The sequence below is a fragment of the Myroides odoratus genome (assembly GCF_001549985.1).
GTDB lineage: Bacteria > Bacteroidota > Bacteroidia > Flavobacteriales > Flavobacteriaceae > Flavobacterium > Flavobacterium odoratum_A.
The window spans coordinates 101,130-115,906 of record NZ_LROZ01000006.1 but is presented as its reverse complement, the minus strand read 5'-3'; the positions used below and the strand labels follow the sequence as shown (position 1 = coordinate 115,906).

The following is a 14,777-nucleotide window of genomic DNA, read 5'->3' as shown; positions in this document are numbered from 1 at the left end:
GATGAAAACGGTATCAAAATTTCTAATTCTTGCAGCTGTAAGCATTTTTACAGCTTCTTGTAGTAGTGTACGTGTTAGTGCCGATTATGACAAAAACACTAATTTCACAGCCTATCAAACCTATGCTTTTTTCAAAGAAGGTATTGATAATGTAAAATTAAACGACTTGGATAAAAAACGTATTCTGAATGCAATTGACCAAGAAATGGCGGCCAAAGGCTTTACTAAAACAGATCGTAATCCTCAATTATTAGTAAATATTTTTACTAAATCACAACAGCAGGTAAACGTTACCACAAACAACGATTACTTCTACTCAAGATACGGCTACTACGGATGGGGGTATGCTCCTTATTGGGGTCCTAATTCAACCACAGTATCTACGTCAATAGAAGGAAAACTATACATTGATTTCATTGATACAAACAAAAAAGCTTTAATCTGGCAAGGAATTGGAACGGGCTATATAGACAACGCCAATACCCCTGAAAAGAAAGAAGCAAAGATTCAGGATTTTGTACAGAAAATATTGAGTACATATCCACCTGAATTGAAGAAATAAAATTGTAAAAAGAGCAATAATAATTGGTGTTATTATTGCTCTTTTTTTATAATTTTTATATGAAAAACATGTATATAAAGACTCTAATCAATATGCTCTTCCTCATCAATATTAATATAGATTACTATCAAAAATGAATATATACATTTCAACAACAATATTCTTTACTGTTATTAATTCTTAAAAAATGATATTTTTAAAAATCCAATTAACTCGATTCAAAACTAAACTTACTTAGATTTAACATATTACTTCAAACTTTATAGCTACTGAACAGAATATTTTTCAGACAAAACAAATTACCTTTAACTATATATGAAGAAACAAAATCAAACTCCTTATAACTTCCGTTTTTTATAAAAAAAAGTAGTAATCAAAACAATTACTACTTTTTTTATTCTTTTATTTTATTTGATTTACAAAATCAATTTATTTTTTTCTACCTCCAAAGATAGAATTTTGAAGAAACTTAGCACTTACTTTAGCAACTGTAGCTCCTTGTTTTGGACTTCCATCAGCATTAACTTCTCTCCAGTAGTAACCTGTTCCAAGCGTACCATCAAACTTAATTCCGTTTGTTTGATTCTCAACATGTAAAGTTAATAAGAAATCTGTATCACTATCAGCAATTTCAAGATCTAATAAATCATTGTTTAAATTAAATTCAACAAAACGTTCTGCTGCAAAATCAGCTACAGCTGAACTAGCAATGAATGTATCTTCACCAACATTTGCTGGCCATTGGTATGGTTGCCCTACAACTTGATTAGTAATAAAAACTGTAGAACTTCTAGTCACATAAGCTTGAGCTGCTTCGTCAATAGTACCTAATTCATACGTTACAACAGAGAAACTACTTCCTTCTTCAGTATAAATATATGGTTGAAATTGTCCTTGAGCATTTTTCACTCCATTAATGTAAACTCTTTTTAAGTTTGTAATTTCAGTATGTACACCATTTACTTTAACAAAATTTTCTGGAATAGTATTTTGTGCAACAACTACAGACACTTCATTACTATTTTCATATCCATCTTTAGAAGCAACAAATTTAAATGTTCCTACTTCTGTTGGAACCCATGGACTAGCAACTGTAGTTCCACCTTTCTTAATAGTTGCACCAGTTACAGTAGCTCCTTCATTATCTTTTACAAGGAAAACTACTTCATCTCCTACTTTAACATCAGTACCACCAACTACTGACAATACTAATGTTTTAGGATCTGGAGTAACTCCACCTTTTTCTGATACTTTAACAGTCAATACGTTACTGTCATTGAAGCCGTTTTTCTTAGCTTGAACTTTAAATTCTCCTACTTTAGCAAAAGTATATGGGTTTGAAACTTTCTCACCTGCAACATACAAATCAGTTCCAGCTTCTGCTTTGTCACCTACTTTTACTGTAAATGTAACAGCATCACCTTCTTTTACGTCAGTTTTTCCAGATAATACTAAGTCTTTTTTTTGTCCTCCGTCACCGCCGTTATCATCGCTGCTGCTACAAGAAGCTCCGAATGTAGCTAAACCAGCTACAGCCAAAAACATAAATAATTTTTTCATAAATATTTGCTTTAATTAGTTAATAATTGTGTTGCAATATAAAAACATTTTTGAAACAAAAAAAAAAATTAGTTAATATTATCCTTAATGTTCCCTAACATTCTACACTAACACCTAAATATTACATAATAAACCTTATTTTTAGTCAAAATATTTAACACATCCATTAGTACAAAACCAAATATTTAACCACATAACAATCATTACTCTATTTTAACATTTATAAAATCGTAAAATATTCTTTCTATTTCAATTTTTACCTCTTTATCACTAGAAAAAATAAGAGCTTTTAATACATTCATCTTTTTCCTTATATTTACCGCAACCAAACTACTGTTAGCATACTATGAACGCAAAAGAATACGAAAGCAACGAATTAATAGACCGATTACCTCCTCACTTGAAACAATTTATCAAGCCGCAAGACTATGAGGACTATACTCCCATCAACCAAGCGGTATGGCGCTACGTCATGCGCAAAAATGTCGACTATCTATCTAAAGTAGCCCACGACTCCTATTTGGAAGGATTAAGTAAAACAGGTATTTCGGTTGAATCAATTCCAAGTATGTATGGTATGAATAGAATTTTAAAGGAAATTGGTTGGGCTGCTGTCGCTGTAGATGGTTTTATTCCACCTAATGCCTTTATGGAATTTCAAGCCTACAAAGTACTTGTTATTGCCTCTGATATTAGACAATTAGAAAATATTGAATATACACCTGCTCCAGATATCATTCACGAAGGAGCTGGACACGCTCCTATTATTGCCAATCCAGAATACGCAGAATACTTAAGACGTTTTGGAGAGATTGGCTGTAAGGCTATTTCATCCGCTCATGATTATGAAATTTACGAAGCTATTCGTTTATTATCCATCTTAAAAGAAGCAGAGGGTGTAGCCGAAGAAGATATTAAAAAAGCAGAAGATGAAGTTGATCGCTTACAAGCAATCACAACAGCACCTTCAGAAATGGCTTTAATTCGAAATTTACACTGGTGGACGGTAGAATACGGGTTAATCGGAACGGTTGACAATCCTAAAATTTACGGTGCTGGATTATTGTCTTCCATTGGAGAGAGTGCTTGGTGTATGACGGATAACGTAGTTAAACTACCGTACACGATCGAAGCGGCTAATCAAGGTTTTGATATTACTAAACCTCAACCTCAACTATATGTTACCCCAGATTTTGCTTATTTGAGTGAAGTTTTGGAAAATTTTGCCAATAAAATGGCAATACGCAAAGGTGGATTAGAGGGAATTCAAAAACTAATTGACTCCAAAGCCCTAGGTACAATCGAATTGAATACAGGTATTCAAATTTCAGGAAACTTTACCAATGTCATCGAGCATGAAGGTAAACCGGCCTATATACAAACAACAGGAGCTACCGCACTATCCTATAGAGAAAAAGAACTTGTTGGACACGGAACAGAAACACATCCTCACGGTTTTGGAACGGCTCTAGGTCGTTTAAAAGGAATCAACTTAGCCATTGAAGATATGAGTCCACGTGATTTAAAAGCCTACAATTTATTTGAAGGTCAACCCGTGACACTGGAATTTGAAGGAGATATTACTGTATCTGGAACAAATATTACAGGTATCCGCAATATCCATGGTAAAATTATTCTAATTAGCTTTAGAGATTGTATGGTTAAACATGGAACTACTGTTTTATTCCAACCGGAATGGGGTACCTATGATATGGCCGTTGGTGCAGATGTAATTTCTGCCTTCTCTGGACCAGCAGATTATAAGAGTTTTGATCTAGTGAACCACGTTCCATCATCTAAAACAATTAAAGCCAAAAGAGACGAAGAAAAAATAAAGTTAGAAGGACTTTATCAAGCGGTTCGTTTAATGCGCGAAGAAAACAAAGCAACCGATTTAAACACCATTTTAGATACGTTGCTATCAACTTACCCTTCGGACTGGTTATTAACTGTTGAGATTTTAGAACTAGCTAAACAAAACAAAGAGGAAGCACTCTATCAAAAAGCCATGCATCGTCTAGAACAATTAAAGGTTGAGAGACCCAAGGTTGCTCATTTAATTCTAGATGGAGTAAGTATTATTGAACAAGCATAATTTACATAGGGAAAGTGGCTGATAAGTCACTTTCTTTTTTTATAGTATTTCCTTGATATTCCAATCGCCATCCTAACATATTAGTCACCACTAATAATTTACCCAATTCACTAGTCAAGCGATTTTCTGCATTCGACTTTAAGCTGGATTGCTCAATCTTGCGTTGTAAATCTTCTTTTATCTTTGCATTAATCTTATTGTAATCCGCTCCAGTAAACGGATTGAATGTACTCGTCTCTACATCGTATAATTTGTAATCTGGATAAATGTGAATCTCCGGTTCTGGAATATGCAACAGCTGAACCACCTTGTGTTCTTCATCAATTTGGTATTGCAACTGCGTCAAATCATACTCCACGGTTGCTTTCGCATTGACAATGACTACTGCTTTTTTCGTAAAGGAAACGAGATTCAACAAATACTTCTGTTGATCTTGATAGGTCATGACTTGCGTATAATTCGCCTCTGTCACAATCAATTTACTTACATTTTTCAATTGCTCTTGGATCAAGTCCGAATTATATTCTACATTACTCGTTGACTTCCCAAATGTATATTGATAAATCACTACCCCCATAAACATGAAGAATAGCACAATAAAGAAAGAAAATACAATTTTGAATACTTTTCTCATAACCTACACTAATTATCTAAAACTCATAAACGGATAGCGCTCTAATAAATCGTCAATTTTTTCAATCAACGTATCTAAAAACTTCAAATGTTGTTCTGCTGTTGGATTAAAGGGACGATGATTCAATCCTTTCTGAACTTCATCCACTTTTTTCATTACAGTATACATTTGTTCGTCAATATAATAGGCAACAAAGCGTTCCCATATATACTGAATCGCAATAGCATTAGGATGGATCAAATCTTCCTTGTAGAAACGATAATCGCGCAATTCATCCATCATTATCTCATAAACGGGAATATAGCTTACTTTCGTATCTTGTAAAGCATCCATAGTACTATGTAAAGCGGCAAGTAAGATACTTTTACTGCGTTGATTCTCCACAAAACCATCTTTACTATGACGTACAGGTGATATAGAACACAAAATTTGTGCCTCCTTGTTAACGGTGCGAATCAACGTAATGATGTGTTGATAACTCGCCAATACCTCTTCATATGAAAGCAAGCGTTTGTCAAACTGTGTATTCGGTACTTTATGACAATTCGCTACAATCTCCCCTGTTTCTTTTACTGCATATACCCAAGCGGTACCAAAAGTAAGCGTAATGAAAGCACTTTCACGTAAGGCTACTTGTAAGTCAAATAATTTGACATTCAATTTGGTCACGATATCTTCTTGTTCCAGTTCATTTAAATCAGAATGCGCCACAAAAGAACTCCAAATTTCTTGGTGCTCAAAAACATCTGAAGCAGTAAATTCATACCCCTTTACTGCGTATTCGACCAATTTTTCAATCGCCTTAGGATGAAATAAGATCCCAAATGGGTTGATGGTTTGTTGAAATTGATATGCTTTAAACTTCTCCCCAATATTAACGGCAAAACAAGATCCCAAACAAAGAATTTTATCTTCATAGGTAATCTTTTTTCCGGTATAGGATAGGGGAACAACAGTACTAAAATTCATCTCTACTAGGTATAAGAAAAAAAGATTCCTACGAATAGGAATCTTTCTTTATCAATATATTATTTCAAATAATCAATAGCGTGACTGATGGCTTCTTTCATTCCATCTGGATTTTTACCTCCTGCTGTTGCGAAGAAGGCTTGTCCTCCTCCACCCCCTTGGATGTATTTTCCTAATTCACGAACGATTTGTCCAGCATTTAATCCTTTTACCTCAACAATTTCCTTAGAAACGTAACAAGTTAACATCGGTTTATCATTCGCATTAGATCCCAACACCACATAAAGATTAGTTAACTCACTTCCTAGTTCATACGCTAAGTCTTTTGCTCCATTCGCATCTAAATCCACTTCTACAGCTAAGAAAGACACCTCGTTAATTACTTGGATTTGCCCTTTCAACTCTCCTTTTAGATTTTTAGCTTTCTCTTTTAACAATTGCTCTACTTGTTTTTTAAGTTTTGCATTTTCATCTTGTAAAGCCACGACTGCTTTCAACGTATCTTGTGGATTTTTCAATGCAGCCTTTACTTCTTTCAGCGTGTTTTCTTGGTCTGCATAAAAAGCTCTTGCCGCTTTATTGGTAATCGCTTCAATACGGCGAATTCCTGCTGCTACAGCTCCTTCACTTACAATTTTAAACTGCCAAATATCAGCGGTATTTTGAACGTGCGTTCCTCCACATAATTCCATACTTTCACCAAAGCGAATAGCACGTACCTCATCTCCGTATTTCTCTCCAAAAAGAGCCATTGCTCCTTCAGCAACTGCTTGATTAAAAGGAATACTGCGTCTTTCAATAAGCGGTAATTGCTCGTGAATACGACTGTTTACAAAGTCTTCTACTTGTTGTAATTCCTCTTCTGTCACTTTAGCAAAATGCGAAAAGTCAAAACGCAAATGTGTAGGTGACACTAAGGAACCTTTTTGCTCCACATGTGTTCCTAAAATCGTACGCAATGCTTGGTGCAATAAGTGTGTTGCTGAGTGATTCGCCATGGATTGTTGACGAGCCTCTACATCTACTTTTGCTGTAAAAGTTCCTTCTACATTCGCTGGTAATTCTCTTACAATATGTAAAATTAAATTGTTTTCTTTTTTAGTATCAAGAACCGGAATAGCTTCATTCGCAGAAACGATTACCCCACAATCACCAACTTGACCTCCACCTTCTGGATAGAATGGCGTTGCATCAAGCACCAATTGGAATAATTTACCATCTTTCTTGCTATCTACTTTTCTGTATCGTGTAATTTTTACTTGGTTTTCTAATTGATCGTAACCAACAAACTGCTCTACATTACCGCCAATTAGAATTGTCCAGTCATCAGTAGATACTTCTGATGCTGCTCTTGAACGCGTTTTTTGCTCATTCATAGCAACTTCAAACCCTTGCTCATCTAATTCGAATCCTTTTTCTCTTAGAATTAACGCGGTTAAGTCAATAGGGAATCCAAACGTATCATATAGTTCAAATGCTTTTGCTCCATCTACTACTTTTCCATTCGTTTTCTCAATCACTTGATCCAATAAATGTAAACCTTGTTCTAAAGTACGCAAGAAGGAAGCTTCTTCTTCTTTGATTACATTCTCAACCAACGTTTTTTGTGCTACGATTTCCGGGAAGAAAGCGCCCATTTGTACCGATAGTACGTCAACTAATTGATAAATAAAAGGTTCTTTTGTTCCTAAAAACGTAAATCCGTAGCGAATTGCACGACGTAAAATACGGCGAATAACATACCCTGCCCCGTTATTTGATGGCAATTGCCCGTCAGCAATAGCAAAAGCAACTGCGCGAACGTGATCGACAATTACACGAATGGCAATATTGGTTTTATTTTGTTGTTCTGTAATGTCTTTTACTGTATTATCCGTGTATTTCAATCCAGTGATTTCCTCCACTTTGCGGATTAAAGGTGTAAATACATCTGTATCATAATTAGATGTTACTCCTTGCATAGCCATACACAAACGTTCAAATCCCATTCCAGTATCCACATGCTGAGCTGGTAATTTCTCCAAAGAACCATCCGCTTTACGGTTGAATTCCATGAATACGTTATTCCAAATCTCTACTACTTGAGGGTGATCTGCATTAACTAAAGAAAAACCTGAAACGGCTGCTCTTTCTTCGTCTGTACGCAAATCAATGTGAATTTCAGAACAAGGTCCGCAAGGCCCTTGATCTCCCATTTCCCAAAAGTTATCTTTTTTATTTCCTAGAATAATACGGTCTTCGGCTACATACTGTTTCCAAAGATCAAAAGCCTCTTGATCAAATGGTACATTTTCAGCAGGATTTCCTTCAAAAACGGACACATATAGGCGATCTTTTTCTAGTTTTAAAACTTCCGTTAAAAATTCCCATGCCCAAGCGATTGCTTCTTTTTTGAAGTAATCCCCAAATGACCAGTTCCCCAACATTTCGAACATCGTATGGTGATACGTGTCAAAACCTACATCTTCTAAGTCATTATGCTTTCCAGAAACACGTAAACATTTTTGTGTATCTGCTATACGTTTGCTTTTCGGCGTGGCGTTTCCTAAAAAATATTCTTTAAACTGGGCCATTCCAGAGTTGTTAAACATTAGAGTTGGATCGTCTTTTAAAACAATCGGTGCTGAAGGAACGATTAAATGTCCCTTTTCTTCAAAAAAGTTTAAAAACTTCTGACGAATTTCTTGTGATTTCATATTTTCGGAAACTAATATTTTCTATCAAACATTTAAATAACTTGCTAATTGCATTGTATACTACCCTTTTAACCAACAAAATGTGTTAATTTTTTATTTCCATTTGTTATTTTACCAAGTATTAAACCAAAACATTGTTTAAATTTGTTGTTTAATGCCTTTTTAAACCAAACAAGGGTGTTTACAAAATTAGTGCAAAAATAGTGTTTTTTAAATTATGGCTAAGGTAAAATATTATTACGATTCCGAAAAGTTAGCGTTTCACAGAATACGTCCCAAATCTTCTAAGCGAATCGTAAACATATTCTTGTTCATCCTATCTGCAGCTGCCTTTGGTTTATTGGGATTATTTATTTTAATTAATTCAAATATCCTAGCTACACCCAAAGAGAAGATGTTAGAAAGAGAAGTTGCAGAATTTAAAACCAACTATACCTTACTCAACAAGAAAATTGATCTTATTGCGGAAGTTTTAGATGAACTTGAAGTTCGTGATAACGAAATTTACAGGGCTTACTTCAACACAGCTCCTATTCCGGAGGAGCAACGCAAAGCAGGATTAGGGGGAATTAATCGCTACAAAGAGTTTAAAAACTTACAAAACGAAAAGCTATTGCGATTGACGACTGAAAAAATAGATCTCATTGCCAAGCAAACCGCTATACAATCACGTTCTTTAGATGACATTATTAATTTGGCAAAAGGAAAAGAAAAATTATTAGCAGCTATTCCGGCCATTCAGCCTGTAAAGAATGAAAGTTTAAAACACATGGCCTCGGGTTATGGTTATCGAAGTGACCCTTTTACGAAGATTAAGAAGTTTCACTCTGGGATGGACTTTTCTGTCAACATAGGAACGCCTATTTACGCTACTGGAGATGGAAAAGTAACAAGAGCCAACAATCAACTTTCTGGTTATGGTAATTTAATCGAAGTAGAACACGGATATGGATATCAAACGCGTTATGCCCACCTGAGTAAATATAACGTTAAACCAGGGCAAACCGTAAAAAGAGGGGATATCATTGGTTATGCAGGAAGTACAGGACGAAGTTCTGGCCCCCACTTACACTATGAAGTCCACTACAAAGGAAATCCTGTGAATCCATTAAATTATTACTATGGCGATATTTCAGCCAAAGAATTTGAACTATTATTACAAGAAGCTAATCACGAAAATCAATCTCTAGACTAATGAAAGTTAATTTACCTGAAAAAAGATATTACAGTATTGGCGAGCTTGCAAAAGCTTTTGACGTCAACACTTCTTTGATTCGTTTTTGGGAAAAAGAATTTGACATCATCAAGCCCAAAAAAAATGCCAAGGGCAATCGCATGTTCTCGCAACAAGATGTCAAAAACTTTGAATTAATTTACCATCTAGTCAAAGAGAGAGGATTTACTTTAGAGGGAGCCAAAGAACAGCTAAAACTCAAACCAAAAGAAGCTGTAGATAACCTTGAAATCATCAAGCGATTAGAATACATTAAAGAAACATTAATAAGTATAAAAAACGAACTTTAAAACAGAAAAAAACAAATGAAAAAAGCGTTACCTATTATCATCGTATTAGTTGTATTAATTGGGGGATACTTCTTGTTATCCATGAACTATCAAAATACAGCTTTAGGACACAAACAAGCCGTGGATAAATCATGGGCAGATGTTGAAGGTGCCTACCAAAGAAGAAATGACTTAATTGGAAACTTAGTCGAAACAGTAAAAGGAGCAGCTGATTTTGAGAAATCAACTTTAGAAGCCGTTGTTAATGCAAGAGCAAAAGCAACTTCCGTTTCGATTGATCCAACAAATATGACAGAAGCACAATTAGCAAACTTCCAACAAACACAATCTGGGGTTTCTAGTGCATTGGGGCGTTTATTAGTTACGGTAGAAAAATATCCTGACTTAAAAACAAATCAAAACTTCTTGAAATTACAAGATGAATTAGCGAGTACTGAAAATCAAATCTTTACACAACGCAGCCGCTTCAATGAGGCAGTACAAGTGTACAATGGATATATTTTAAAAGTACCTAATAAATTTTTCTTGAATGGCTATGCAGAACGACCATTCTTTAAAGCAGAAGCCGGAGCTGAAAGTGCGCCAAAAGTAAAATTCTAATTGATTATGCAACCAATTCATCAGTTTCTAAGTCCTTCGGATGAACAAGAAATTTTAGCAGCCATTACACAAGCGGAGAAAAATACCACAGGAGAAATTAGGGTTCACATTGAAACACAAACAACAAAAGAACCTTATACAAGAGCTCAAGAGGTATTTTTTGAACTCGCTATGGACAAAACGACGCATGCAAATGGAGTTTTGTTCTATATCTGTTTAAGCTCCAAAGCTTTTGTTATTCTTGGCGATAAGGGAATTGATCAACGCGTAAAGGAAGAAAATTTTTGGGAAGGAACCAAAGAACTTGTTATCAATCACTTTAAACAAGGGTTATTCAAACAGGGGCTTATTTATGGAATTCTCAAAGCAGGTAGTCAATTAAAAGTGTATTTCCCTGCTACAGGAGAAAACAAAAATGAACTATCAAACGAAATATCAAAAGCTTAACTCAACATGCGAAAACTACAGAACAGCGTCTTATCATTTGTTGTATTTGCTTTCTTTTTACTTTGGTCGCAAGTCAATTATGCGCAATTTGATATTCCAACAAAGCCTACAGGTACAAAACAAACAGCCGTTTATGATTATGCTCAGCTTCTAAGCAGTCAACAAAACAAAGCATTAGAACAAAAGTTAATCAACTATAGTGATACAACCTCCACGCAGATTGTTGTCATTATCATTCCTTCTCTAAAAGGAGAAAGCATTGGTATTCTAGGTCCTAAATGGGGGCAAACGTGGGGTATTGGTCAAAAAGGAAAAGACAATGGTGTTTTAATCCTCATGGCTGCGGAAGAAAGACAAATAGGCATTTACCCTGGGTATGGTGCTGAAGTGCAAATTACGGCAGGTCAAGGAGGAGAATTGATTCGAAATAGAATTATTCCGGAGTTTAAACGAGGAGATTACTATGCGGGTCTAAATGCAGGAGTAGATGGTATTATGGAAATGCTTGCTGGAACATACCAAGCGGATAAAGACGCTCGTATGGATGGCGACAATGAAATAGGTGGGCTATTCTGCTTGATAGCGATTATCGCTTTGATAGTAGGTACGATTCTATTTAACAAAAATAAAAACAATGGAGGTGGTCGAGGCAACTCAGGTCACCGTGGTTTCTTAGATGATTTAACCAGCATGGTTATCCTCAGTAACCTTGGCAGAAGCTCCGGAGGCGGAGGTTTTGGCGGAGGTGGAAGCTTTGGCGGCGGCGGCGGATTTGGCGGCGGCTTCGGAGGTGGAGGTTTCTCTGGTGGTGGATCAAGTGGAAGCTGGTAATCCATCAAATAAAAACAATAAGGGGGATGATCAACATCCCCCTTATTGTTTTTTAATATCCTCCTCTTTGTATGACAGTTCCTCTACGGCCACCACCAGGTCCACCAAAGCTTCCTCTATTCCCTCTCATTTCTTTACTTCCAAAAGCCTTTAAACTATACGTTAAAGAAAACATCACATAACGCTTAAGCACTAAACTTTCTGAATCTACAATCGATGTTGCATCAATTGTTCGCCTTGAACTTGTATTTTGATTCAACATATCATATACTTTAACTTTAGCTTTAAAGCGATCATTAAAAAACTCATACGCTAAACTCACATTCCACATATAGAAATCTCGATTATAGCCTGAAGCTATTTGAGAATTATAGGTATACGTAAAATCATTCCCTATGGTGAATTTACTCGGCCAATACACCACTGTTTCCAATGCTGCATTGTGAACAAAATTACTTGCTCGATCTATACTAAAATTCTTATAGCTTGACCAACTTCTGTTGTAGTTATAAGAAGGTGAAATTCGAAACAATTCACCGTAGTCTAAATTCACATATACCCTTGGGCTTATTCCATTGGTCGTTGCATCATACGTAACTCCATCGATATATCCTTTATTGACATTTTGGTTGTAACGCAAGTTAATACCATAGCGCATCGTCAAGGCCTCCCACTTTTCTGATCGATACCAAGAACCATATAAAGACCAATTATACGCTCCAGAAACGTTTTTATAAGTAGAAATACTCTTTCTATCTTCGTCGTAATCTACAGCATTCACAATGCTATTATTCATGAAGTTAATATTACCATTCAGGGAATAACCTGATCGCGTTTGAAAGTTATACGATCGGTAACTCAGATTCACCCCATGATTCCCTGTTGGGCGTAAATCAGGATTTCCTACCGACGTATGTAGTGGATTACTTACATCTACAATATCCAACAATTGCGTTGCACTTTGATAGCTAACATTATAGTTGTACATCATCCAGAAATAACTCCCCTTTCCCATGGCATAGCTCAAATTAAGGCGAACATTCGGGTCGATGTATTTCTTATCCAAGGAATATATTTGATTGTTATATAAGGCTTCTACACTGTTCTTAACCATATTCGTAGACGTATTAAAATCTGCGAACCACTTTTTATACTTATAGTTCAATCCTACATAGGGCGCTACTGTTGTTTGAACAGTATTATAACGGTTGGTCTGCAGCGTATTTAACTCCGAATACTCCTGTGTTGCTTCATCGTAATCAAATACTTTTGCATCCGTAATTGTTTGATTTCTATCCCAATTACTCCCGACTAACAACGTCAATGAATCCGTAATCGGTTGACTATATTCCATAGCGAAACGGTAGGTATCATTAGTATTGTTTTGCGTTTGAAATTGACGACGAATATCATCCTCTTGTTCTGATTTATAAAAACGCGTAGTCGATTCTTGTAGCGCATCACTCGTATTTACACTATTTGTGTTCATAAATTCAAGTGTAAAAAACTGTCGATCTCTTTTCAATTTTCGCATATAGCGCATGGCATTGGAAAAAGAATTACTATCCCCTTTACTTGTTGCATACGATTCGCTATCATTCAATAATTCTCCCGCTTCATTGAGGGCTTGATCTTTCGAACTCGTTACTGAACGGGAATAGTTGGTTTGAAAATTAGGCATAATATAGAATGAATCCTTCTCCCCTATATAATCAATCGACACATTGGCAGAATGTCCTTCTGAATCACTATTTGCTTCCGATTCTGAATTATTTACAAACTCCCCAGAAGGTAAAAATTGCGTTACTGTTGATCGATTTTTACTTTCTGTATCCGAAAAATTATAATTATAACTTCCGTTGACTTTCAATTTAGTATTAATATCTTGTACGAAGTTCACCCCTAACATTCTCGATTCCGTAATTCCACCAGAGCTTTTTCCCATCCGCATATTATCGAATACCTCATCCATTGAAAAGCCCATGGCATTGATATTATTGGCAGAACCAATCACATTCAACTGGGTTTTGTTGAAAAACGTATTAAAGAACAAGCTACTTTCATAGCGCTTATCCGAGCCATAACCTCCAGTTATCTTTCCAAAATATCCTTTATTATGTTCTTCATCTATCGTAATATTGATACTTGCATCTTCCGATCTTGCTCGCTCTCCAGTAAATTTTTCTTTTTTCGTTTTCTTATCTGTTACCTGAACTTTATTGATGATTTCCGAAGGCAAATTTTCTAACGCAATTTTGCCATCTTCTCCAAAAAATGGTTTTCCATTAACCAATATCTCTTTTACTTCCTTGCCATTTACTGTAATCTTTTTGTCTTCATCAATCTGAAAACCGGGCAATTGCTTCAACAATTGTTCAAGATTAGCATCAGGGCGAACGGAAAAAGAAGACGCATTAAACTCCAAGGTATCTTTTTTCACGCGAATTGGCGGAACATCTGCCGTAATGACTAACTCATCCAAACTAGTTACCAATTCTTGTAAGCGTATTACCCCGAGGTCATAGGTCGATTCTCCTGTTTTCTCTATTGCTTTAGTATAAGGTTTAAATCCAACCATACTGGCTTTGAAGAGTATTTTTTCCTCTGGTAGTTTTATTTTCAAATCAAACTTTCCTTCCGCATTCGACATATTGTATTCTAATACAGCATTGTCTTTTTCTTTCACGAGATAAACCGTAACGGCTTCTAATGGATTTTTTACAGAATCCGTCAATTGACCTTTGAAGATAACTGTTGATTGGCTGAATATCAGCTGGCTAACAAATACAGTTAAGATGCAAATTAGTTTCTTCATAGCAATAAAAAACGGTCTTTGTTCTCACAAACAAAGACCGTATA

12 protein-coding genes are annotated in these 14,777 nt (G+C 35.7%); 7 read left to right on the top strand and 5 right to left on the bottom strand.

The features are described from left to right. The first annotated feature begins 1 nt into the window (after window position 1). Window positions 2-562 (top strand): DUF4136 domain-containing protein, encoded by a 561-nt coding sequence (locus AWV75_RS08605; RefSeq protein WP_060873988.1) that lies wholly within the window; start codon window positions 2-4, stop codon window positions 560-562. Window positions 563-991: 429 nt separating this feature from the next. On the opposite strand, the gene AWV75_RS08600 is transcribed toward AWV75_RS08605, so the two are convergent. After that, the gene (locus AWV75_RS08600; RefSeq protein ID WP_060873987.1) at window positions 992-2,122 is read right to left on the bottom strand and encodes a hypothetical protein; all 1,131 of its coding nucleotides are present in this window, start codon (window positions 2,120-2,122) and stop codon (window positions 992-994) included. A 346-nt stretch (window positions 2,123-2,468) separates the two neighbouring features. Between AWV75_RS08600 and AWV75_RS08595 the strand changes: the two genes are divergently transcribed. Further along, on the top strand, window positions 2,469-4,217 hold the full coding sequence (locus tag AWV75_RS08595) for an aromatic amino acid hydroxylase (protein WP_060873986.1): 1,749 nt from the start codon (window positions 2,469-2,471) through the stop codon (window positions 4,215-4,217). Window position 4,218: 1 nt separating this feature from the next. On the opposite strand, the gene AWV75_RS08590 is transcribed toward AWV75_RS08595, so the two are convergent. From AWV75_RS08590 to alaS, 3 genes are read right to left on the bottom strand one after another with little or no spacing between them, the layout of a single operon-like run. Then, entirely contained in the window at window positions 4,219-4,851 is a 633-nt protein-coding gene (locus AWV75_RS08590; RefSeq protein ID WP_060873985.1) for a DUF4230 domain-containing protein, read from the bottom strand. Between the two features lie 12 nt (window positions 4,852-4,863). After that, the gene (locus AWV75_RS08585) at window positions 4,864-5,820 is read right to left on the bottom strand and encodes a GSCFA domain-containing protein (RefSeq protein WP_060873984.1); all 957 of its coding nucleotides are present in this window, start codon (window positions 5,818-5,820) and stop codon (window positions 4,864-4,866) included. Window positions 5,821-5,879: 59 nt separating this feature from the next. Continuing rightward, a complete protein-coding gene (gene alaS / locus AWV75_RS08580; protein ID WP_060873983.1) occupies window positions 5,880-8,516 on the bottom strand; it encodes an alanine--tRNA ligase in 2,637 nt (878 codons plus the stop codon). Between the two features lie 217 nt (window positions 8,517-8,733). Between alaS and AWV75_RS08575 the strand changes: the two genes are divergently transcribed. Genes AWV75_RS08575 through AWV75_RS08555 form a run of 5 tightly spaced genes read left to right on the top strand, consistent with a single transcriptional unit; the run spans window position 8,734 to window position 11,918 of the window. Then, window positions 8,734-9,711, top strand: coding sequence for a M23 family metallopeptidase (locus AWV75_RS08575; RefSeq protein WP_060873982.1), 978 nt, complete (start codon window positions 8,734-8,736; stop codon window positions 9,709-9,711). After that, the gene (locus AWV75_RS08570; protein ID WP_002987612.1) at window positions 9,711-10,040 is read left to right on the top strand and encodes a MerR family transcriptional regulator; all 330 of its coding nucleotides are present in this window, start codon (window positions 9,711-9,713) and stop codon (window positions 10,038-10,040) included. The genes AWV75_RS08575 and AWV75_RS08570 overlap by 1 nt, the downstream gene beginning before the upstream one ends. Window positions 10,041-10,055: 15 nt before the next feature. Next, entirely contained in the window at window positions 10,056-10,640 is a 585-nt protein-coding gene (locus AWV75_RS08565) for a LemA family protein (RefSeq protein WP_060873981.1), read from the top strand. Window positions 10,641-10,646: 6 nt separating this feature from the next. Further along, the gene (locus AWV75_RS08560; protein ID WP_060873980.1) at window positions 10,647-11,087 is read left to right on the top strand and encodes a TPM domain-containing protein; all 441 of its coding nucleotides are present in this window, start codon (window positions 10,647-10,649) and stop codon (window positions 11,085-11,087) included. 6 nt (window positions 11,088-11,093) lie between these two features. Further along, window positions 11,094-11,918, top strand: a complete 825-nt coding sequence (locus tag AWV75_RS08555) for a TPM domain-containing protein (protein WP_060873979.1) — start codon at window positions 11,094-11,096, stop codon at window positions 11,916-11,918. A 52-nt stretch (window positions 11,919-11,970) separates the two neighbouring features. Here AWV75_RS08555 and AWV75_RS08550 read toward each other — a convergent pair whose 3' ends face one another. Continuing rightward, entirely contained in the window at window positions 11,971-14,733 is a 2,763-nt protein-coding gene (locus AWV75_RS08550) for an outer membrane beta-barrel protein (protein WP_156424186.1), read from the bottom strand. Window positions 14,734-14,777 lie beyond the last annotated feature (44 nt).